Origin of the sequence: Pseudoalteromonas sp. DL2-H2.2 (assembly GCF_021532535.1) — a bacterium.
GTDB classification, from domain to species: domain Bacteria; phylum Pseudomonadota; class Gammaproteobacteria; order Enterobacterales; family Alteromonadaceae; genus Pseudoalteromonas; species Pseudoalteromonas rubra_A.
This window is the reverse complement of sequence record NZ_JAKGBD010000012.1, coordinates 20,605-42,040: the sequence shown is the minus strand read 5'-3', so window position 1 is coordinate 42,040 and position 21,436 is coordinate 20,605. Positions and strand designations below refer to the sequence as shown.

Annotated in this window: 19 protein-coding genes; 10 read left to right on the top strand and 9 right to left on the bottom strand. The window is 50.9% G+C overall.

Annotation, left to right across the window (positions count from 1 at the left end; all coding sequences use genetic code 11):
• Positions 1–16: 16 nt before the first annotated feature.
• Genes rplB through rpsJ form a run of 5 tightly spaced genes read right to left on the bottom strand, consistent with a single transcriptional unit; the run spans position 17 to position 2,752 of the window.
• Entirely contained in the window at positions 17–841 is an 825-nt protein-coding gene (gene rplB, locus L1285_RS18075) for a 50S ribosomal protein L2 (protein WP_046004900.1), read from the bottom strand.
• Positions 842–858: 17 nt separating this feature from the next.
• Complete coding sequence (gene rplW / locus L1285_RS18070; protein WP_010386165.1) at positions 859–1,161, bottom strand: 50S ribosomal protein L23; 303 nt, start codon at positions 1,159–1,161, stop codon at positions 859–861.
• The gene (gene rplD / locus L1285_RS18065) at positions 1,158–1,760 is read right to left on the bottom strand and encodes a 50S ribosomal protein L4 (RefSeq protein WP_010386164.1); all 603 of its coding nucleotides are present in this window, start codon (positions 1,758–1,760) and stop codon (positions 1,158–1,160) included. Before rplD ends, rplW begins: the two co-directional genes overlap by 4 nt.
• 17 nt (positions 1,761–1,777) lie before the next feature.
• The gene (rplC, locus tag L1285_RS18060; RefSeq protein WP_010386162.1) at positions 1,778–2,413 is read right to left on the bottom strand and encodes a 50S ribosomal protein L3; all 636 of its coding nucleotides are present in this window, start codon (positions 2,411–2,413) and stop codon (positions 1,778–1,780) included.
• 27 nt (positions 2,414–2,440) lie between these two features.
• Positions 2,441–2,752 carry a 30S ribosomal protein S10 gene (rpsJ, locus tag L1285_RS18055; RefSeq protein WP_005495349.1) on the bottom strand — a complete coding sequence of 104 codons (312 nt, stop codon included), beginning with the start codon at positions 2,750–2,752 and terminating at the stop codon, positions 2,441–2,443.
• A gap of 387 nt (positions 2,753–3,139) precedes the next feature.
• On the opposite strand from rpsJ, the gene plsB reads away from it, so the two are divergent.
• Positions 3,140–5,566: a glycerol-3-phosphate 1-O-acyltransferase PlsB gene (plsB, locus tag L1285_RS18050; RefSeq protein ID WP_235413573.1), complete on the top strand. Its 2,427-nt coding sequence runs from the start codon at positions 3,140–3,142 to the stop codon at positions 5,564–5,566.
• Positions 5,567–5,575: 9 nt separating this feature from the next.
• On the opposite strand, the gene tesB is transcribed toward plsB, so the two are convergent.
• The gene (gene tesB / locus L1285_RS18045) at positions 5,576–6,442 is read right to left on the bottom strand and encodes an acyl-CoA thioesterase II (protein ID WP_046004897.1); all 867 of its coding nucleotides are present in this window, start codon (positions 6,440–6,442) and stop codon (positions 5,576–5,578) included.
• A gap of 172 nt (positions 6,443–6,614) precedes the next feature.
• On the opposite strand from tesB, the gene L1285_RS18040 reads away from it, so the two are divergent.
• Positions 6,615–7,079, top strand: coding sequence for an EVE domain-containing protein (locus L1285_RS18040; RefSeq protein ID WP_235413572.1), 465 nt, complete (start codon positions 6,615–6,617; stop codon positions 7,077–7,079).
• A gap of 26 nt (positions 7,080–7,105) precedes the next feature.
• On the opposite strand, the gene L1285_RS18035 is transcribed toward L1285_RS18040, so the two are convergent.
• Together L1285_RS18035 and L1285_RS18030 are read right to left on the bottom strand one after the other, a co-directional pair.
• Positions 7,106–7,303, bottom strand: coding sequence for a hypothetical protein (locus tag L1285_RS18035; protein WP_046004895.1), 198 nt, complete (start codon positions 7,301–7,303; stop codon positions 7,106–7,108).
• Entirely contained in the window at positions 7,300–8,361 is a 1,062-nt protein-coding gene (locus L1285_RS18030; protein ID WP_046004894.1) for a potassium channel protein, read from the bottom strand. The genes L1285_RS18035 and L1285_RS18030 overlap by 4 nt, the downstream gene beginning before the upstream one ends.
• A gap of 200 nt (positions 8,362–8,561) precedes the next feature.
• Here L1285_RS18030 and L1285_RS18025 point away from each other — a divergent pair, with 200 nt between their 5' ends.
• From L1285_RS18025 to L1285_RS18005, 5 genes are all read left to right on the top strand, one after another.
• The gene (locus tag L1285_RS18025) at positions 8,562–9,506 is read left to right on the top strand and encodes a chemotaxis protein CheV (protein ID WP_046004893.1); all 945 of its coding nucleotides are present in this window, start codon (positions 8,562–8,564) and stop codon (positions 9,504–9,506) included.
• Positions 9,507–9,653: 147 nt separating this feature from the next.
• Complete coding sequence (uvrD, locus tag L1285_RS18020; protein WP_125720290.1) at positions 9,654–11,819, top strand: DNA helicase II; 2,166 nt, start codon at positions 9,654–9,656, stop codon at positions 11,817–11,819.
• Complete coding sequence (locus L1285_RS18015) at positions 11,767–13,902, top strand: GNAT family N-acetyltransferase (protein ID WP_235413570.1); 2,136 nt, start codon at positions 11,767–11,769, stop codon at positions 13,900–13,902. Before uvrD ends, L1285_RS18015 begins: the two co-directional genes overlap by 53 nt.
• Entirely contained in the window at positions 13,847–14,938 is a 1,092-nt protein-coding gene (locus L1285_RS18010; RefSeq protein ID WP_235413568.1) for an ABC transporter substrate-binding protein, read from the top strand. Before L1285_RS18015 ends, L1285_RS18010 begins: the two co-directional genes overlap by 56 nt.
• Positions 14,939–14,979: 41 nt before the next feature.
• Positions 14,980–15,828 (top strand): CZB domain-containing protein, encoded by an 849-nt coding sequence (locus L1285_RS18005; RefSeq protein WP_235413566.1) that lies wholly within the window; start codon positions 14,980–14,982, stop codon positions 15,826–15,828.
• A gap of 62 nt (positions 15,829–15,890) precedes the next feature.
• Here the strand turns inward: L1285_RS18005 and typA are convergent, their stop codons facing one another.
• Positions 15,891–17,711: a translational GTPase TypA gene (gene typA, locus L1285_RS18000; RefSeq protein ID WP_235413564.1), complete on the bottom strand. Its 1,821-nt coding sequence runs from the start codon at positions 17,709–17,711 to the stop codon at positions 15,891–15,893.
• A 412-nt stretch (positions 17,712–18,123) separates the two neighbouring features.
• On the opposite strand from typA, the gene glnA reads away from it, so the two are divergent.
• The 3 genes from glnA to glnL all read left to right on the top strand — a co-directional run bounded on the left by glnA (position 18,124) and on the right by glnL (position 21,418).
• Positions 18,124–19,530, top strand: coding sequence for a glutamate--ammonia ligase (gene glnA, locus L1285_RS17995; protein WP_046004889.1), 1,407 nt, complete (start codon positions 18,124–18,126; stop codon positions 19,528–19,530).
• Positions 19,531–19,786: 256 nt separating this feature from the next.
• The gene (locus L1285_RS17990; RefSeq protein ID WP_235413563.1) at positions 19,787–20,299 is read left to right on the top strand and encodes a DUF4124 domain-containing protein; all 513 of its coding nucleotides are present in this window, start codon (positions 19,787–19,789) and stop codon (positions 20,297–20,299) included.
• A 57-nt stretch (positions 20,300–20,356) separates the two neighbouring features.
• Positions 20,357–21,418, top strand: a complete 1,062-nt coding sequence (gene glnL, locus L1285_RS17985; protein WP_046004888.1) for a nitrogen regulation protein NR(II) — start codon at positions 20,357–20,359, stop codon at positions 21,416–21,418.
• Positions 21,419–21,436 lie beyond the last annotated feature (18 nt).

Sequence of the window (21,436 nt, the reverse complement as noted above, 5' to 3'; positions counted from 1 at the left end):
GGCAATTCCTCAACTATTACTTAGTACGACGACGTACGATAAATTTATCAGTACGCTTGTTCTTACGTGTCTTAGCACCTTTAGTCGGCTTACCCCATGGAGACACAGGGTGACGACCACCAGATGTACGACCTTCACCACCACCGTGTGGGTGGTCTACCGGGTTCATGGCAACACCACGAACTGTAGGACGAACACCACGCCAGCGAGTTGCACCAGCTTTACCTAGTGAACGTAGCATGTGTTCAGCGTTACCTACTTCACCGATAGTTGCGCGACAATCCGCTTCAACTTTACGCATTTCACCTGAACGTAGACGTAGAGTCACGTACTGGCCTTCACGCGCTAGGATCTGTACATATGCACCAGCAGAACGGGCAATCTGAGCACCTTTACCAGGCTTAAGCTCAACATTGTGTACCGTTGTACCTACTGGGATGTTACGCATAGGCATTGCGTTACCAGCTTTGATTGGTGCATCAACACCAGACTGGATTGCATCACCCGCTTTAACACCTTTAGGTGCGATGATGTAACGACGCTCACCGTCTGCATATAATACAAGAGCGATGTTTGCGCTACGGTTAGGATCGTACTCTAGACGCTCAACTTTAGCTGGGATGCCATCTTTGGTGCGTTTAAAGTCGATTAAACGGTAGTGTTGCTTGTGACCACCACCGATGTGACGAACCGTGATACGACCGTTGTTGTTACGACCACCTGATTTAGAGTTTTTCTCTAATAGCGGAGCGTAAGGCTTACCCTTGTGCAGATCAGGGTTAACCACTTTAACGACGTGACGACGACCCGCAGAAGTTGGTTTACACTTTTGAAGTGCCATAATTCTAACTCCCCTTATTACTCGGCGCCGCCGACAAAGTCTAGCTCGCTGCCTTCTTTAAGAGTAACGTAGGCTTTCTTCCAGTCTGAACGACGGCCGAAACGCATGCCTGTACGCTTAGTTTTACCCTTAACATTTAGCGTGCGAACACCAGTTACTTCTACTTCGAAAAGCTTCTCAACAGCAGCTTTGATTTCTGCTTTGTTTGCATCTTTAACTACTTTGAAAACAATCGTGTTGTTCTCTTCAGCAGACACAGTGCTTTTCTCAGAGATGTGTGGAGCAAGGATTACTTTTAAAAGACGTTCTTCACGGATCATGCTAGCGCCTCCTCAAGTTGCTTAACAGCAGCAGCAGTAATCAGTACCTTATCGAAAGCGATTAGGCTTACTGGGTCGATGCCAGCTACATCACGCGTGTCAACCTTGTACAGGTTACGTGCAGAAAGGAATAGATTCTCATCTACTTCTTCAGTCACGATTAATACGTCTTTAAGCTCAAGCTCTTTCAGCTTAGCTACTAGTTCTTTCGTCTTTGGTGCTTCTAGACCAAATTCTTCAACAACTACTAGACGATCTTGACGAACAAGCTCAGAAAGAATGCTCTTGATCGCACCGCGATACATCTTACGGTTAACTTTTTGGCTGTGATCTTGCGGCTTAGCTGCAAAGCTCACACCACCGCTGCGCCAGATTGGGCTGCGGATTGTACCAGCACGTGCACGGCCAGTACCTTTTTGGCGGAATGGTTTTTTACCACCACCAGCAACTTCAGAACGTGTCTTCTGAGCTTTAGTACCCTGACGAGCACCTGCTGCGAAAGCAACAACTACTTGGTGTACTAATGCTTCGTTAAACTCACGTCCAAAAGTAGCTTCGGAAACTTCAAGCGCACCAGCGCCTTTAATTGCTAATTCCATCACTAAATCTCCAGGACTTAAGCTTTAACAGCTGGTTTAACGATAACGTCGCCGCCGATAGCGCCAGGTACTGCACCTTTAACTAAAAGCAGGTTACGCTCAGCGTCAACACGTACTAGCTCTAGGTTCTGAGTAGTTGTTTGCACATTACCCATTTGACCAGCCATTTTCTTACCTTTAAACACCTTACCAGGTGATTGGTTTTGACCGATTGAACCAGGAGCACGGTGAGATAGAGAGTTACCGTGAGTAGCGTCTTGCGTGCTGAAATTCCAGCGCTTAACACCACCTTGGAAACCTTTACCTTTTGAAGTACCAGTAACGTCTACTTTGTTTACTTCGTTGAATAGCTCAACAGTAAGCTCAGCACCTACTTCAAACTCACCTTCACCGCCGTTAAGACGGAATTCCCACAGGCCACGACCCGCTTCAACACCAGCTTTAGCGAAGTGACCCGCTTCTGGTTTGTTTACACGGCTTGCTTTTTTCTCGCCTGCAGTAACTTGAAGCGCGTCATAACCGTCTGTTGCGTCAGATTTGATCTGAGTAACACGGTTAGGAGTCGCTTCGATAACTGTCACAGGGATAGATACACCATCTTCAGTGAAGATGCGTGTCATACCCACTTTACGACCGACTAGACCTAATGCCATTTTCCTAAAACCTCTCTAATCTTTCGATTAACCCAGGCTGATTTGAACATCAACACCAGCAGCAAGGTCTAGGCGCATTAGAGCGTCTACAGTCTTGTCAGTTGGTTCTACGATGTCGATCAGACGTTTGTGGGTGCGGATTTCATACTGATCACGCGCGTCTTTGTTTACGTGCGGAGAGATCAATACAGTGAAACGTTCGAAGCGAGTAGGAAGTGGGATTGGACCACGTACCTGAGCGCCAGTGCGTTTCGCAGTTTCCACGATTTCCGCCGTTGATTGGTCAATCAAACGGTGGTCAAAAGCTTTTAGGCGAATACGAATGCGTTGATTTGACATTCTTAAACCTCAATTAAAAGAGCATTTAAAAAGAGCATAAAAAAACCCCCGAGGCCATCTCAAAATATAAGAGGTCGGTTGTTCTTCTATTTCTACCATTGAACTCCAAATCGGAGTTCCTGTTTACGTGCCTGAAATCCAGGCCTATGTATGACTTTCGTGTGACGAATCACAGAAAGTTTGAGCATTATAATGACACTGGTGATAAATGCAACAATTATTGCAAAATTATTTGTCCTGTGGCCCGTCTACATTATAAGTCGATTAAGGCAGCTATACTTTGCGCAGAGGATTGCACACATCGGCCTTGTCATTGTGCTGACACAAATGGTCAGTCCAGTTAAAGCCTGATATTCTATACAGCAAAAATACGAATCTGGTATCGCTATGCGCTTACTTTCTCAGGGGCTCAACCGAGTGGCCCAATGGACCAACTGTTTACTGGTCAGAAGCAAACTGCTGCCGGCAGACCCCGTGTCGCAGTTCGATCTGGACCCAAGTTTACCGACCTTTTATGTTGCCCGACTCAATTCCCGGGCCGACTTGGCGGCACTGAATGCGATGTGTAAAAAGCTGGGGCTGCCCAGCCCGATGCAGGATCAATTGCTGGGCAGCAAAACGCTGCCGCGCTTTATCGGTATTAAAAATCCAACGCCCTTGCTGAGTAAAACACCCGCTCCAAGCACCGCGATTGAGCAGGGTAAAGCCATTTTCTCTGCTCTGCGGGCGCACCCGGACATCAAAGCGCAGGTGATCCCGGTAACTGTGCTGTGGGGCCGTAACCCGGGTAAAGAAAAGCCAGGCTTAGGTACTCTGTTCAGCCATTCACTGACCCCCAGCTGGTTGCGCAAGGCCATGGTGGTGCTGTTTTCCGGTCGCGACAACCTGGTACGTTTTTCCGCGCCCATCGCGCTGGATCAGCTAATGACTGACAAAGCAGACGTCGACGAACTGCCTCATAAGTTGCTGCGCGTCGCACGGGTGCACTTTCATCGTCAGAAACTGGCCGCGACGGGTCCTAAATTGCCTTCGCGCGAAGCCTTATTTAACTCCCTGCTAGCTGCCCCCACGGTGAAACGGGCCATCGCCGATGAAGCCAAGTCCAAGGGGCTAAGCCATGACGAGGCGCGTTTAAAGGCGCTGGAGTTACTTGAAGAGGTTGCCGCCAACTATTCCGAAGCCATGGTTCGCGTGGGCGATCGCGTACTGACCTGGTTGTGGAACAAACTCTACAACGGTATTGAAGTCAAAAATGCCGAACGCGTGCATGAGCTGGCCGACAAAGGTCACGAGATCATTTATGTGCCCTGCCACCGCAGCCACATGGATTACCTGTTGCTGACCTATGTGATTTACCATCAGGGCCTGGTGCCGCCGCACATAGCCGCCGGGGTCAATCTCAACTTTTTCCCGGCCGGCGGGATCTTCCGCCGTTGTGGCGCGTTCTTTATTCGTCGCTCCTTTGCCGGTAACAAGCTCTACTCCGCCATCTTTAAAGAGTATCTGACCCAGCTGTTCATTAAAGGCTATTCCGTTAAGTTCTACACCGAAGGGGGTCGCAGCCGCACCGGTCGCTTGTTGCCACCCAAAACCGGCATGCTGGCCATGACCATGCAGTCGATGCTGCGCGGTATCGACAGGCCTATATCCATCGTCCCGGTCTATATCGGCTATGAGCATGTGATGGAGATCAACACCTATCTTAAAGAGTTAGCGGGCAGCAGCAAAAAGAATGAGTCCGTCGCCGGGGTCTTTAAAGCCATTAAGAACCTCAAAAACTATGGCCGCGGCTATCTGAACTTTGGTGAGCCTATCCACCTTAATCAGTACCTGAATGAACATCAGTCCGACTGGCGCGATGCCATTGGCCAGGATGAAGGTGCCAAACCACAATGGCTGAATGGTCAGGTGGCACAGGTCGCTGATCAGATCATGACGAACATTAACGCCAGCGCGGCGCTCAATTCCATTAACCTGCTGGCTATGGTGCTGCTGTGTAATGAGCAGTTCGCGCTGAGCAAACAGAAGCTGCTAACCCAGCTACGCTTCTATCTCAGTTTGCAAAACCAGGCACCTTACGACACCAATGTCACGGCACCGGATGAAGATGCAGAGGCCCTGCTAAAGCATGCGCTGATGCTGGATAAATTCGACGTACTGGAAGACGAGCTGGGTGAGATCATCACCATCAAGGAAAAAGAGCGCACCCTGTTTAACTATTACCGCAACAATATATTGCACTTGTTTGCCGTACCCAGTGTGATTGCGCAAATGCTGTTTAACCGTTACAGCGTGACCGTGACTGAGTGTCGGGAACGCCTCAGCAGCCTTTACCCGCTTTTTGCCAAAGAGTGGTTTATGCACGACCTGCGCGATGGCTATATTGAAGCGGTGCTGAACAGTTTTGCCCAGGAAGGCCTGATTGACTTTGATGGCCACCTTGCCACGGTCGTCAAAGACAACAAGGCACTGGCACAGCTTGAAATGCTGGGCAAAGTGATCCACCTCACGCTGGAGCGCTACGCCATCACCGTCAGCCTGCTGTTGCGTGAACAGGGGATTGCACGTGCCACGTTGGAGAGCGAGAGTGAAGTGCTGGCAAAACGACTGGGCACCTTACACGGCATTAAGAGCCCGGAGTTTTTTGATAAGAAAGTGCAAAGCAACCTGATCAGTGTGTTGCAGGAGCAAGGGTTTATCTGTATTTCCGATAAGCAAAGCATTAACGCCACACCGACTTTGGCGACGCTGTCTAATCACCTCAATGATCTGCTGCCAGCACGGATCTGGCAGTCTATCCGAGATACGCTGTAACCTTATGCGTCAGCGCGCTTCGCGCTGGCGCATTACCCCTTCCTGAATGGTCGACGCCACCAGTTCGCCCTGGCGGTTAAAGAACTGCCCTCTGACCAAACCTCGGCCATTGCTGGCACTGGGGCTGTCTACACTGTAGAGCAGCCATTCATCCATACGGAATGGCCGGTGGAACCACATTGCATGATCTATGGTCGCCACTTGCATATTCCGCTGCATAAATGACACCCCGTGTGGCTGCAACGCAGTCGGCAAAAATTCAAAATCCGACGCATATGCCAGCAGATAATTATGGATACGACGGTCGTCGGGCATAGCCCCATTGGCTTTGAACCAGACATGCCGGGTTGGCTCCATCACCTCTGGCTGAAATGGGTTGTGAAACTCCACCGGACGCATCTCAATCGGCATGGGCTGAGTAAACTTGGCGCGCAGCGGCTCTGGGATTAAATCCGCTTTATCCTGATAGAATTCCAGCGAAGAGCGCAGCGCCTCTGGTGCAGGCACATCAGGCATCTCAGACTGGTGTGACAAACCGGGCTCGTCGCCCTGAAAAGAAGCGGTCATATAAAAAATGGGTTTGCCGTACTGAATGGCGCTGACCCGGCGAGTGCTGAAACTGCGTCCGTCGCGAATATTTTCAACATCGTACACTATGGGTTTGCTGGCATCGCCCGGCCGTAAAAAATACGAATGTAGCGAATGCACATAACGGCCAGCCGGTAAGGTGTATTTTGCAGCCGACAAGGCCTGCCCCATCACCTGGCCACCAAACACCTGCGGAAAGCCCAGATCCTGGCTTTGGCCTCGGTAAATCCCTTGTTCGATTTCTTCGAGCTGAAGTAGATCCAGCAACCCCTGTAATGCCTGACTCATTGCACACCTCTTTCACTGCGTAGCTGATCCCATAATTATACACTATTATGCAAGTAACAAGAGGCATCGTATGGTAAATCAGGTGGTTAAGCCAGGAGAGGGGCCAACACATAGCCCGTCAGACAAGAGTGCGATACACTTACTCCCTGCTTTCAAAGACAAGGTAATTGATATGGCATACTGGTTATTTAAAACCGAACCCGACGCATTCTCCATTGACGATCTGCATCAGGCCCCGGAGCAAAGTACGTTCTGGGAAGGGATCCGCAATTATCAGGCACGCAACTTTCTGCGCGACGACGTAAAAGTGGGCGATCAGGTCTTTATTTATCACTCAAGCTGTAAAGTTCCGGCCGTTGTGGGTATCGCCACAGTCACTAAGGGCGCAGAGGTCGATCCCCACCAGTTTGACTTGAGCAGTGATTATTATGATGCCAAGTCCAGCCAGGGCAACCCTCGCTGGGTGGGTGTAACACTGCGCTATGAACAACATCTGACACGCCCTGTGACACTTAAGGCAATTAAAGCCGATGCAGCCATCACCGAGCTGGCGCTGAAAAAAGCCGGCCGACTATCCATCATGCCCGTTACCGAAACGGAGTGGACACACATCTGCCAGCTTGGCGGCGCTCAATAGCACCGCCAGGCCAGCGCATAGCCCCTTCAGCGGTGTTTTTTCTGTTTCCCCCCTTTGGGGATCATCGAAAAGTACAAGATCAGCGCCAGCCAGGAAAACAGCAAGGTACCAATCAGCCAGCCATTTTTTTCATGGCCACGGGTGCGCTTGCTGCCTGCAACCAGTCCGATTGGCAGCAAATACAGGCAGAGTGCCCCCATCAGTAACATCAATTCGTCGGTCATACTCGCTCCCAGTTTACCTCACTATGAAGTACCCGCTGCGGTGCAATGTAATGCAATACATCGCCTCCTTTCAGCGCATAATCCAGCGGTGGGTTTAAGTCCATGTCGCGACCACTGAGGTCGTGTGCCACGCCCAGCAAAGTCGCATTATGATGCTCTTTAAAATATAAAAATAGCTGACCAAAGGTTAAGGTGCCCAACGATAATGGTAGCTGTAAGCTAAACTGGGTGTCGCCATGCAGGGTCGATAACAGTTCTTCCTGGATACGGCTTGAACCGGGGTCTTGCATTGAGCGCACCAGGATCTCGGCAGACATAGCCGTTGAGCACTCCACATTGCGACAATGCTGGCGCAACAACTGAGCTTTGGTTTCATCGTTAAAATGGGCACTGATGTGCGCTGCGTCTTTCACCATGGGGCTGAGCTTTAACGCCGTAGTAAAGGTTTGGTCATCATCCTGGCCATCAACAATGATTTTATCCGCATAAGCCAGTCCGGTGCGCGCCAGTTGCTGATCATCGGTAAAACTCACCAGGCGGACAAAATCTACCTCAGTAAAACGCAACAGCGGATGCTCCATCTCATCACAGACCGCGAGCACAATACGCCGTGCGATACGCTTGTTGTCAGCCAGAATATATTCGATCATGCGCTCTGTACGCGTTGAATGCCAGCCGAAGATAATGATGTGATCGCTCAGATGTGAATAGTCTTTATCGCCCTTCATTGCTCTTTTAACCCAAATTGTAATTAGTTGTCCCACTTTACCCAGCAAAATACCAAACAGTGCCAGGCCCAGGGGGATTTGAAATACAGCCACCACCCAGCGCCCCAGCTCCGTCGTGGCACTAAAATCACCATATCCCACGGTTGATGTGGTCACCACGTAATAATAGATATAGGTACTGACGGGCAGTAAGGCATGCTCCTGTGCCAGCCACAGCAACGCCCAGGTCGCTCCCATGTGCAGCAGTGTTGCCAGTCCAATCAAGGGCCAGCTGGCCTGATCAATGTGCGTTTGCAATACCAGCAGCAAACGCTTAAATAACAAAGGCATCGTCCTTCCTTTAATGCAAGTCTCTGATTTACCATACTGAATAATCAGGATTATGCAACTGAGATACCCCGCTGCACAACACTAACCTGTCGGCTTCATCCTGTTGTATCTGGTTGGGGGCAAATTGTATGCACAGAGAGTGTTAATTTATTATCTAATAAGTATATACTGAGAGAAGGTACGTATCTTAGGGTAGCTTTATGGCTGGAGTATTAGCATCCGTTGATCAACGCACACAATTGGTGGGTGAAAACCGCCTTGAGCTATTGCTGTTCCATCTGCACAGCCGACACCTGTTCGCGCTCAACGTGTTTAAAGTCAAAGAAGTCGTTAAGCTGCCTCACCTGAATAAGATGCCCAATGCCCATCCTAAGATAGCCGGTGTTACTACCATTCGGGGTGAATCCATTCCGGTGATCGATTTACGTCAGGCCATTTGCATGCCGCATTGTGAATACGACAGCGACAGTAATCTGGTGATCACCGAATACAACCGCACCATTCAGGCTTTTCTGGTCGGCAAGGTCGACCAAATCGTCAACACCACCTGGTCTGATATTATGCCGCCGCCGCGCTCTGTTGGTCGCAATCATTATTTAACCGCACTGACTAAGCTGAAACGGGGTGACCAGGAGCTGCTGGTTGAAATCATCGACGTCGAAAAAGTGCTGGCTGAGATCATCGAATACAATGTGGTGATCCCTGAAAATATCCTGGATAAAAACATCATCAATGAGTTTCAGGGCCGCAAAATTTTGCATGTGGATGACTCTCCCACTGCCCGTCGTCAGGTGTCGGATACTTTGGCTCAGCTGGGCATTGAAGTATTGCCCGCCACCGATGGTCATGAGGCCTTAAAACTGTTGCAACATTGGGCCGATGAAGGCATCAATGTTGAGCAGGAGCTGATGGCGGTGATCACCGATGCGGAGATGCCGGTCATGGATGGGTATCGCTTAACCTATGAGATCCGCAACGACAGCCGCCTGAAGAACCTCTATATTGTGCTCAACACCTCGCTCAGCGGCAGCTTCAACAAAGCCATGGTCGAGAAAGTCGGCTGTGATGTATTTTTGTCAAAATTCCAGCCAGATCGCCTGGTTGAAGAAATGCAGCGCAGACTGAAAGACGTACTTAATCAGTAACTGTATATAAAAACAGGTAAGTGATAATTTAAACTTTATATTTTTCATGTGGTTAATTTTAACTACGTGCAAAATACCCGCACCAAACTGGGCTTTGTGCCCTGCCCTAGGTATACTTTGCGCTGAATAAAGACGACGGGCGCAAAGATGGACGTATCAGAATTACTTGATGGCTTAAACGACAAACAACGTGAAGCGGTGGCTGCACCGCTGCAAAATATGCTGGTATTGGCGGGCGCAGGCTCGGGCAAAACTCGAGTGCTGGTGCACCGCATCGCCTGGCTGATGCAGGTTGAGCATGCCTCGGCGTACAGTATTTTTGCCGTAACCTTTACCAACAAAGCCGCCAAAGAGATGCGTACCCGGGTCGAAGAGACCTTGCAAAATCCGGTCGGTGGCATGTGGATCGGCACCTTCCATGGACTCGCCCATCGTATCTTGCGCGCCCATCATCGCGAGGCCAATCTGCCAGAATCATTTCAGATTTTGGATTCTGACGACCAGCTTAGAATGATCAAACGCCTGCTGAAGTCGATGAACATAGATGATAAAAAGTGGCCACCTAAGCAGCTCAGCTGGTATATCAGTGCACGCAAAGACGAAGGTCAGCGCCCCAAAGACATCACCGCCTATGACGTCAACGAACAATTGATGTTACAGGTGTATACCGCCTATCAGGACGCCTGTGATCGCGCCGGACTGGTCGACTTTGCCGAAATTTTGCTGCGCTGCTACGAAGTACTGCAACAAAACCCCACGCTACTGCGTCATTACCAGCAGCGCTTCCGCCATATGCTGGTCGACGAATTTCAGGATACCAACAGCATTCAGTATTTGTGGCTAAAACTGCTGGCGGGCAGCGACAGCAACATTATGATCGTGGGCGATGACGACCAGAGTATTTATGGCTGGCGCGGTGCACGGATTGAAAATATCAAACGCTTTTTGACCGACTTTGATGCGCAAACCATTCGTCTGGAGCAAAACTATCGCTCTACCGGCACCATACTGAAAGCCTCCAATGCGCTGATCCAGAACAACGCCGAGCGCATGGGTAAGAGCCTCTGGACCGATGGCAATCAGGGCGAGCCTATCTCCGTCTATGCGGCGTTTAATGAGCTGGATGAAGCCCGCTTTATGGTCAGTAAAGTGAAATCCTGGCTGCAAGGCGGCAACGCACTGAGCGATTGCGCCGTGCTTTATCGCAGTAATGCCCAGTCGCGGGTGCTGGAAGAAGCGCTGTTACAGGAAGGTCTGAAGTACCGCATTTACGGTGGCATGCGCTTTTTCGAGCGTCAGGAGATCAAAGATGCCCTGTCTTATCTGCGTCTGATCAGCAATCGCAACGACGATGCGGCCTTTGAGCGGGTGATCAACACTCCTGCCCGTGGCATTGGCGACAAAACCCTGAGTCATATCCGCGACTGTGCCCGCGCTGAGTCGCTGCCTCTGTGGTATGCCGCCAAAGCGGTGCTGGAACAGGGCCACCTGGCCGGACGCGCCGCCACCGCTATTCGCCGCTTTATTGAGTTAGTTGAACAGCTCGACGACAAGCTGATGGAACTGGAGCTGGCCGAGCAAGCCAAAACCACCATAGAACTGTCGGGTCTGCTGGCCATGTATCAGGCCGAAAAAGGCGAAAAAGGCCGTGCCCGGGTCGAAAACCTTGAGGAATTGATCAACGCCTGCGGTCAGTTTGAATTGCCGGTTGAAGAAGAGTTCACCTCACCACTGCAAGGGTTTTTAGCCTATACCTCGCTGGAGTCTGGCGAAGGTCAGGCTGACGAACACGAAGATGCGGTACAGATGATGACGCTGCACTCGGCCAAGGGTCTGGAGTTCCCACTGGTCTTTATGGTGGGCGTAGAAGAAGGCATGTTCCCGTCACAACAAAGCCATGAAGAATCCGGCCGCCTTGAAGAAGAACGTCGTCTGTGTTACGTGGGCATGACTCGGGCAATGGAAAAGCTCTATATCAGTCATGCGGAAAGCCGCCGCCTCTATGGCCAGGAAAAATACCACAGCCCGTCGCGCTTTTTACGCGAGATCCCCGAAGACTGCCTGGAAGAAATTCGCATTAAGACGCAAGTGTCACGCCCGGCCCCCAGTGGTCGTTTCAGCGGCTCGGTGAGCCATGCCGCGTTTGAAGACAGTGGCTTCAGCCTGGGCCAGCGCGTATTACATGCCAAATTTGGGGCCGGCACGGTACTCAATTACGAAGGCAGCGGCGCACAGTCACGTATTCAGGTGAACTTTGACGATGTCGGCAGCAAGTGGTTGGTCACTGCCTATGCCAGACTGCAAGCACTCTAAGCTGGCGCGCCTGCTTACCCAACTCAAGCAGGCCAGACATCGTCAGCTGTTGCTGATCAGCGGCGAGCAGCACTGGACTTACAAAGAAGTGCAGCGCCTGTTTCCCACCCTGGCTGACTCGACACTGATATTGAGTCAGCACACAGAGCTGCCAGGTGCCTGCTGGCCGGAACATCTGCATCAGGTGCTGGGCCAGGAGTATTCCAGCGTCGTTTACGACCTCTACAGCGGTTTGCTACCGAATAAGCTGGCTGCCGCCGCAGGCACAGTGCAAGCTGGCGGCCTGTTGATTTTACTTGCTCCGGACTTATCTCAATGGCATAGCTGGTGCGATCCGGCACTGGAACGTTGGCTGTCTTATAACGAAACCGCACAATCCAGCCCCTACTTGCAGCGCTGGCAGCGCCTGCTAGGCAGCAACTCAGTGTGGCAGATCAGCCAGGCACAGGGCGATTTACTGCCACAGCACTACAACGCGCCGCGCGCGACACTCGACACCCGCGAGCAACACAACGCGCTCATCCAGCTGACGGAACACTTAACGCAGCCTGCACCCGGGCCGGTGTTACTCAGCGCCGACCGTGGTCGGGGCAAGTCTTCGTTATTGGGCAAACTAGCCGCAGACCTGCCAGCGCTAAGCTTTATTTTATGCGCGCAGCAGCGCCGCGCGGTGCACAACAGTTTTGTTCATCTTGGCGCGGCACTGGATGAGCAGGTCACCGATAAGCTTAACCAGCTTGCAAACCTGCGCTTTATGCCGCCCGATCAGCTACTTGCACAGCGCCCTGACTGTGATGTGTTACTGGTTGATGAGGCCGCAGCGATCCCCGTGCCCATGCTGATGTCGCTGTTGAATGCGTACCCTAAAGTGGTGTTTTCCAGCACCCTGATTGGCTATGAAGGCAATGGCCGGGGCTATACGCTGCGCTTTGCCAGACAGCTTGAGCACACCCATCCGCAGCGCCTGAGCTTATCTCTCAGTCAACCGATCCGCTACAGCGAGCAAGATCCGCTTGAAGCCCGGTTACGCCAGCTGTTTGCCCTGGATTGTGACTATCAAAAACCAACAGCACCGTCGGCACCACTGCTATTCGAATCGCTGACAGGCGCACAACTGGCAACGGATGAAGAGACCCTGTCTCAGGTTTTTGCCCTGCTGGTGCTGGCACATTATCAAACCTCAGTGAACGATCTGCGCCAGCTGCTCGACAGTCCGCACAATCGCTTATACCTTGTTCGTCAGCAAGGTTGTGTGGTGGCGGTGTGCCTGCTCAAGCTGGAAGGCGGTTTTGATGCGCAACTCAGCCAGGATATAGCCGCAACAACACGCCGCCCGGCCGGGCATTTAATGGCGCAGCAGCTTGCACAACTGACCGGCAACCCGGCACTTGCTCAGCGCCTTGGTGCCCGCGTTGTGCGGATTGCGGTGTCACCACAGCAACAGGGAGAACGCATTGGTAGTCAGCTGTTATGCTTTGCCGAGCAACAGCTCAGCGGCCAGGTAGATTACTTCGGCAGCAGTTTTGGCTGTAACGCACAGTTACTCAGATTTTGGCAACACCACCAGTACCGTCCCGTTAAACTGGGGTTTAAGCAGGACAAAGCCAGTGGTGAATTTGCCGTGTTGGTGATCAAGCCGGTGACTGACTCAATCGCGCTGGAGCCACTGCAACTCTGGTTTAAACACCTGTGGTTTAATCAGCTGAGCGAGTTGTATCGCGACTTCCCCTGCGCTTTGGTTACTGAACTGTGTAAAACCCTGCCGCACAACACGCCCGACGCCTTGTTATTACAACAACTGGCCTACTTTGCCAGTGCCCCGGCGGGAGAGCAGCAGATAGCGGCCCTGCTCCACGAATTGATCCGCTGTCACCCATCGCTTCTGGACCGATTATCAGCCAGTTCCCAAGTCACAACGATTCGGCTATTATTACAACGTCACCCGCCAAAAGTATTAGAATATACTGTAAGTCTGGCTACAAAAAAACAACGACAAACCGCATTGCGGTCAATAGTGACGGAAGTACATGCTGAAATTAATCTCAACCCTGAGTTGCTGTATTGCCCTGCTGGGCAGCCCTGAGCTTATCGCCGATGACGAGCTCAGGCTCGGCATGTCAGTCGCACTGACTGGCCCGGCCAAAGACATTGGTCAGCAACTCAGGCAAGGGGCACAGCTGTACTTTGATTATGCCAACGCCCGACCAGGCAAATCTCACCAACCGGTTTCACTGATGGTGCTGGATGACGGCTACGAACCCAGCCGTACCGTCATCAACACCCGTTATCTGATTGAGCAGCATAAGGTACTGGCCCTGTTTGGTAACATGGGCACGCCCACCGCCCATGCCATCCAGGCTATTCTGACGCACCATCAACTGCCATTTTTAATGCCTTTTACCGGTGCGGACTTTTTGCGCCACGACACACCTTATCCAGTGTTTAACTGGCGCGCCAGCTATATGGATGAAGCCACTGAACAGGTCCGTTACCTGGTTGATGAACAAGGACACAAAGCCATTGCTCTGCTGATCCAGGCCGACGAGTTTGGCCTGACTCTGGAGAAAAGTTTTCGCCAGGCACTGAACGCACGCGGCCTCTCCCCCAAAGTCACGGCGCGTTTTCGCCGCAACAGTGCCGATATCAACAAGGCCCTCAAGGCGATCATGCGCAATGAAGTGACGGCTGTGGCGATGATTGGCACTTACCAACCTCTTTCGGTGTTTATCGACAAAGCCATGCACCGGGGGTTTAAAGGCACCTTTACCGGGGTGTCTTTCACTTCGTCCAGTGCACTGTTTGCCAAGCTGACCAGTCAACCCACGCTGATGATAAGCGAAGTTGTGCCCAACCCGAATGAGTGCAAGGCACAGCTGTGTGATTTATTTCGCACTCTGGCTGCCAAACATACACTGGCTGTCAGCCCGCAGATCTTTGAGGGCTTTCTTAACGCCGCCATTTTTATCTCAGCGCTCAACTACTGCCCACAACCTGTCCAACGTGCATGCCTGAGTGGCGCAATGCAACAGGTGCTAAAAAAAGACCCGGTGATCAGGGCTATTTTTGGGCTCACAGGCACGGAGAATAAACCCCGTGTGTATCGATCTTATTTTCAATAATGTCTATGCTTAGGGCATAACGTTAACGTACAGAGGCAGACATGGACTTAATCAATTTTCGGGTAGGGAAAAAAACCATTTCACTAAAGATACTGGATATCCTGCTGACGGAGCGCTATGAAGGCAACCTTACCTCTTTGCCCAACGACAACCCCAGTTTTATGGGGGTAAAAGATTATATGGGCACACCGACGCCTATTTTCGACCTCGGTTTGATATTGAATAACCAATCGTCCTACGACATAAACAAGTCTATGGTCACTATGTTGCAAGAGCGCGAGCAAGATCACAAAGCCTGGCTCGCAGAGCTGGAACGCAGCATCTATAACGATCAGCCTTTTACCCAAGCCAAAGATCCCAAGCAATGCGCTTTTGGCAAGTGGTACTACAGCTTTAAAACCGACAATGACGACTTACGCACACTGTTGGCACGCTTTGAGGAGCCCCATAATAAGCTCCACGCGCTCGCCGACAAGCTGCTCACCCTCAATGCCAAGGGTGATAAAGATGAGGCCCTGCGATTGCTGGAAAAAGAAAAAGCAACCACCTTTATGAAGCTGATCCGCCTGTTTGAATCAGCCCGGGATCAGATCATCCTCGACCACAAACCCATCATCGTATTTACCACCCAAGATGGGCAGCGGCCACACATTGGGCTGCTGGTCGATCAGGTCGAAGACAATATTCACTGCGATGAGTCGGACATCAAGTCTCTGCATGAAATGACCAGTATGGGTTTTGAGATTGACCCGCAAACCCGCAAAATGATGAAAGGGCTGATTAAACAGGGAGAGCATCACAGCCTGGTGCTCGACCCCAGCGCCATTTTCCGTCCGGATCACTTACAAGACTATGAACCGGAAGAAACAGAAGCCTATGGGCTATTCTGATCTCGCCAACTACAGCAACAAAAAAACGCCGCAAATGCGGCGTTTTTTGTATTCGACAGTAATTACTTGGCCTGACGGCTTGCGCGCTTACGCTCGCTTTCAGTCAGTAGCTTCTTACGAATACGGATGCTTTCTGGTGTGACTTCTACCAGCTCATCATCATCGATAAACTCAAGCGCTTGCTCAAGTGTCATGATGATAGGCGGAACCAGGTTCTGTGCTTCGTCAGTACCCGATGCACGTACGTTAGTCAGCTGCTTACCTTTCAGGGCGTTAACTGTCAGGTCGTTGTCACGTGCGTGAATACCGATGATCATACCTTCGTATACTTCAACACCGTGACCGATGAACAGCTTACCACGGTCTTGCAGGTTGAACAGGGCGTTAGTTAGCGCTTTACCCGCTGCGTTTGCGATCAGTACACCGTTCTTACGTTGACCAATGTTACCGCCTTTGTGTGGGCCGTAGTGATCGAACGTGTGGTACATCAGACCTGAACCTGAAGTCAGTGTCATGAAGTCAGTCTGGAAACCGATCAGACCACGAGAAGGCATGATGAAGTCCATACGGATACGGCCTTTACCATCTGGTGCCATGTCGGTCATTTCTGCTTTACGCAGGCCCAGTTGCTCCATGATAGAACCCTGGTGCTCTTCTTCAACGTCAACCGTTACTGTCTCGTACGGTTCTTCCAGCTGACCATCTACTTCGCGCAGGATTACCTCTGGACGAGATACCGCCAGCTCGTAACCTTCACGACGCATGTTTTCAATCAGAATACCTAAGTGCAGTTCACCACGACCTGATACGCGGAAGCTGTCCGGGTTGTCGGTTTCTTCAACGCGCAGTGCAACGTTGTGTACCAGTTCAGCCTGAAGACGCTCAAGGATGTTACGTGAAGTAACGAATTTACCTTCCTGACCTGAGAACGGTGACGTGTTTACAGAGAAGGTCATGGTTACCGTAGGCTCATCAACAGACAGCGCAGGTAGCGCTTCAACCGCATTGACATCACACACAGTGTCAGAGATTTTCAGCTCACCCAGACCTGTGATAGCGATGATATCGCCAGCCTGTGCTTCTTGCGCTTCATGACGGTCAAGGCCTAAATAAGTCAGAACCTGACCTACTTTACCGTTACGTGTTGAGCCGTCAGCACCAACGATAGTGACTTGCTGGTTTACTTTCACTGTACCACGCTTGATACGGCCTACACCGATTACACCGATGTAAGAGTTGTAGTCCAGCTGAGAGATCTGCATCTGGAACGCGCCTTCCGGATCTGCGTCTGGCTTTTCTACCTGCTCAACAATCGCTTCGAACATTGGCTGCATGTTGTCTGACGACTCATCCAGGTCAAGCGTCGCCCAACCATTGATAGCAGATGCGTAGATAACCTGGAAGTCAAGCTGCTCATCAGTCGCGCCCAGGTTGTCGAACAGGTCAAATACCTGATCCATTACCCAGTCAGGGCGTGCACCTGGCTTGTCGATCTTGTTGATAACAACGATAGGCTTCAGACCCAGTGCGAATGCTTTTTGCGTTACGAAACGCGTTTGCGGCATCGGACCTTCCTGGGCATCAACCAGTAGCAATACTGAGTCAACCATTGAAAGTACACGCTCTACCTCACCACCAAAGTCGGCGTGTCCCGGGGTGTCTACGATATTGATGTGGTAATCGTTCCACTCGATGGCGGTGTTTTTCGCCAGGATGGTGATGCCACGCTCTTTTTCAATATCATTCGAGTCCATGACACGCTCTTCGTTGCCACCGCGTGTCTCTAATGTGCCAGATTGTTCTAGCAGCTTATCGACTAGGGTAGTTTTACCATGGTCAACGTGCGCGATGATCGCGATATTTCTTAACTTTTCAATGCTCATATTTTTACTCAGAGAAGTTGGCCCTCAGTGATCCTAGTCGAATCGCGCAAAAATGCGCACCTAAGATGCCGATCCACAATTAAAGGTCGCGTATTATCCCCTAATAATGTGACAGATGAAAGTTTATCCAGCTTTTTTTTACAGCCCAACCCGTGAAATAACTAAAGTATGCTGTTTTATCGCTCCACAGTCACAGCCATGTGCTACATTGAAACCATTGCGCAGCGCACCAGGGTGGTGCGAATTCCAATATCAACGCGCACCAACTTGGTGCGCATTGAGGTTCCATATGTTACAGATAAAAATAAACTATTGATTAATAATGCATTATAAAAACTGGCACGAATAACGCTTAGTAGTGCGCAAATGCAGAGCACTGCAACAAAAAATAACCCTACGAGTCGGAGGACACATGTCACAATCGGTTTTAGACCTTATTAAAGAACACGACGTTAAATTCGTTGATTTACGTTTCACGGATACCAAAGGTAAAGAGCAACACGTTTCTATTCCTCATCACCAGGCCGATGAAGACTTCTTTGAAGACGGCAAGATGTTCGACGGCTCGTCAATCGCAGGCTGGAAAGGCATTAACGAATCAGACATGGTCCTGATGCCAGATGCCTCTACCGCTAAGCTAGACCCTTTCTCAGAAGAAACCACGCTGATCGTACGTTGTGACGTACTTGAGCCATCAACCATGCAAGGTTACGAACGTGACCCGCGTTCTGTTGCTAAGCGTGCAGAAGACTACATGCGCTCTACTGGTATTGCGGACACCGTACTGTTCGGCCCTGAGCCTGAGTTCTTCCTGTTTGACGACGTGAAGTTCAAAACAGACATGTCTGGCTCTATGTACAAAATTGATGCCCAGGAAGCAAGCTGGAACTCAGACAGAAGCTATGAAGAAGGCAACATGGGTCACCGTCCAGGCGTAAAAGGCGGTTACTTCCCGGTTGCACCGGTAGATTCATCAGGTGACTGGCGTAGTGCGACCTGTCTGGTTCTGGAAGAAATGGGTCAGGTTGTTGAAGCGCACCACCACGAAGTAGCCACTGCCGGTCAGAACGAGATCGCAACACGCTTTAATACTATGGTGATCAAGGCTGACGAAATTCAGGAAATGAAATACGTTATCCACAACATGGCGCACCTGTATGGCAAGACAGCGACCTTTATGCCTAAGCCTGTGGTAGGCGACAACGGTTCTGGTATGCACTGTCACCAGTCACTGGGTAAAGATGGCAAAAACATCTTTGCTGGCGACAAGTACGGCGGTCTGTCTGAAGAAGCGCTTTACTATATCGGTGGTATCATCAAGCACGCTAAAGCTATCAACGCATTTGCAAACGCTTCTACCAACTCGTACAAGCGCCTGGTACCTGGCTTCGAAGCACCTGTTATGCTGGCTTACTCAGCACGTAACCGTTCAGCGTCTATCCGCATCCCGGTTGTACCGTCTGAAAAAGCACGTCGTATTGAAGTACGCTTCCCGGATCCTACTGCGAACCCTTACCTGGCGTTCTCTGCCATGCTGATGGCTGGCCTTGATGGTATCAAAAACAAGATCCACCCTGGCGATGCGATGGACAAAGACTTATATGACCTGCCAGCGGAAGAAGCTGCAGAGATCCCGACAGTTGCCTCATCACTGCAAGAAGCACTGGATTCTCTGGATGCAGACCGTGAGTTCCTGACTCAGGGCGGTGTATTCACTGACGACCTGATTGATGCATACATCGGATTGAAATCTCAGGAAGTTGAGAAGCTGAACATGACAACTCACCCGGTTGAGTTCGAAATGTACTACAGCGTATAAGCTGATTTTCTGTGTTCTGGTGTGTACAGGCTGATAAGGCTTGTGCACTGCGCAGCCCGGAATGCTTAATTAAGCCGTATTCGCTCACCGGCCAGGCAGCTGCTCGGTGAAAGAACAGGCTGACTCTGCGCTCTTAAATCATATGTGTTCTCAAGCCCGCGTTGCGGGCTTTTTTCGTATCAGTGCAATGGTAAACTTGCGCTAAAAGCACTAAAGTTATAGCTGGTCATGTGCGTCTTTTGAGCAAGGTGAAATTGTGTTGCGGCTTTATTGGGTGATTCTGTGTTTGGTGTACAGCGGCAGCGCTGTATCGGATCAAAAGGTCTACCGCTGGAAAGACAAAAACGGCAATTGGGTATACTCCGATGTGCCGAAAAAGGGCTCTGAGAAAGTCAAACTCAGCACCAATATGCTCACCATGCCGGCCACGGATACCAGCATTCTGACCCCCAATCCGACAACGCCTGTGGTGACCTATAAGGCAAAAATTACCGCCCCCAGCGATCAGCAAACACTGCGGGAAAACAGTGGCAGCGTTTATGTGAGTGGGTTAGTGACCCCCCGATTTGCCAATGGTTTTCAGGTTCAGCTGTTTCTTGATGGCAAGCCTGCTGGTCCAAAACAAACCTCGGCGTCATTTGCCTTGCGTGATGTGCCCAGGGGGGAACACAAATTGCAAATGAAGGTTTTTGATGACAAAGGCATGCTGGTTGCCCAAAGTGCAGTAACCACCTTTTTCCTGCACCGCGCCAGCCTGCTCAACCGTTGATTATAATAACAGGTGTGCTAATCTGCTGTGCACCAACTTGGTGCAAGGTGATCCAATATGGCACAACCCGCCTCTGAATTAATACACGAGTTATGGCAAAATCTCTCCACTGCAGTGATCTTACTAACCGAAGATCTGACCATTTATTTTGCCAACAACAGTGCCAGCGAACTGCTTGGGCTGGGCAGCAAACGCTTACTGAACCAACCTTTTGAAGCGATTTTTCATCACCACATGATCGACATGAAACGGCTCCAGCGTTATGTACTGGACGATGGCGTCGACTGCCAGCAGCACAAGGTAGACGTGGTGTTCATCGATAACCGCGCCAGCACATTGAACCTGTTTGCACGGCGTTTTATGTTTGAGGGTCGGGCGTTTATTCAGCTTGAGTGTCGCCGTATCGATGAGGAGCTGCGCTTCGATCAGGCCTTTAATCAGGCCCATCAATATCAGGCTGCCCGCAACCTGATCCGTGGACTGGCACATGAAATCAAAAATCCACTCGGCGGGATCAGAGGAGCGGCGCAATTATTGCAGTACGAAGTGCAGCAGGAAGAACGTGACGAGTGCGCAGAGTTAATCATTGAACAGGCCGACCGCCTGACCGAACTGGTGGACAGACTACTGGGCCCCAATGAGTTACCCAGAAAGGAGCCCTGTAACGTCCATCGCATGCTGGAATCCGTGATCCGACTGAGTGAACTCGATGGTGCCCCCGGGATCCATCTGGTCAAAGACTACGACCCCAGCATCCCGGATGTGATAATGGACGAAGCCAAGATCCAGCAGGTCGTACTCAATATTATTCGCAACGCACAGCAAGCGCTGGGTGAACAAGGCGAGATAAAAGTATCTACCCGGATCCGTCACCGGGTAAGACGCGGCAAGCAACTGATGAAAAAAGCCTTACAGATCCGGGTCACCGATAACGGGCCGGGTATTGCGCAGGAAATGCAAGCCACCTTGTTTTACCCAATGGTCACCAATAAGGAAGGCGGCTCTGGGCTGGGTTTATCGATTGCCCAGACACTGGTCGAGCAGCATCATGGCTTTATTGATTGCGACAGCTGGCCCGGCCATACCGAGTTTGCTATCTACCTGCCCTTTGAAGCATAAACACGTCTTACAGACGTG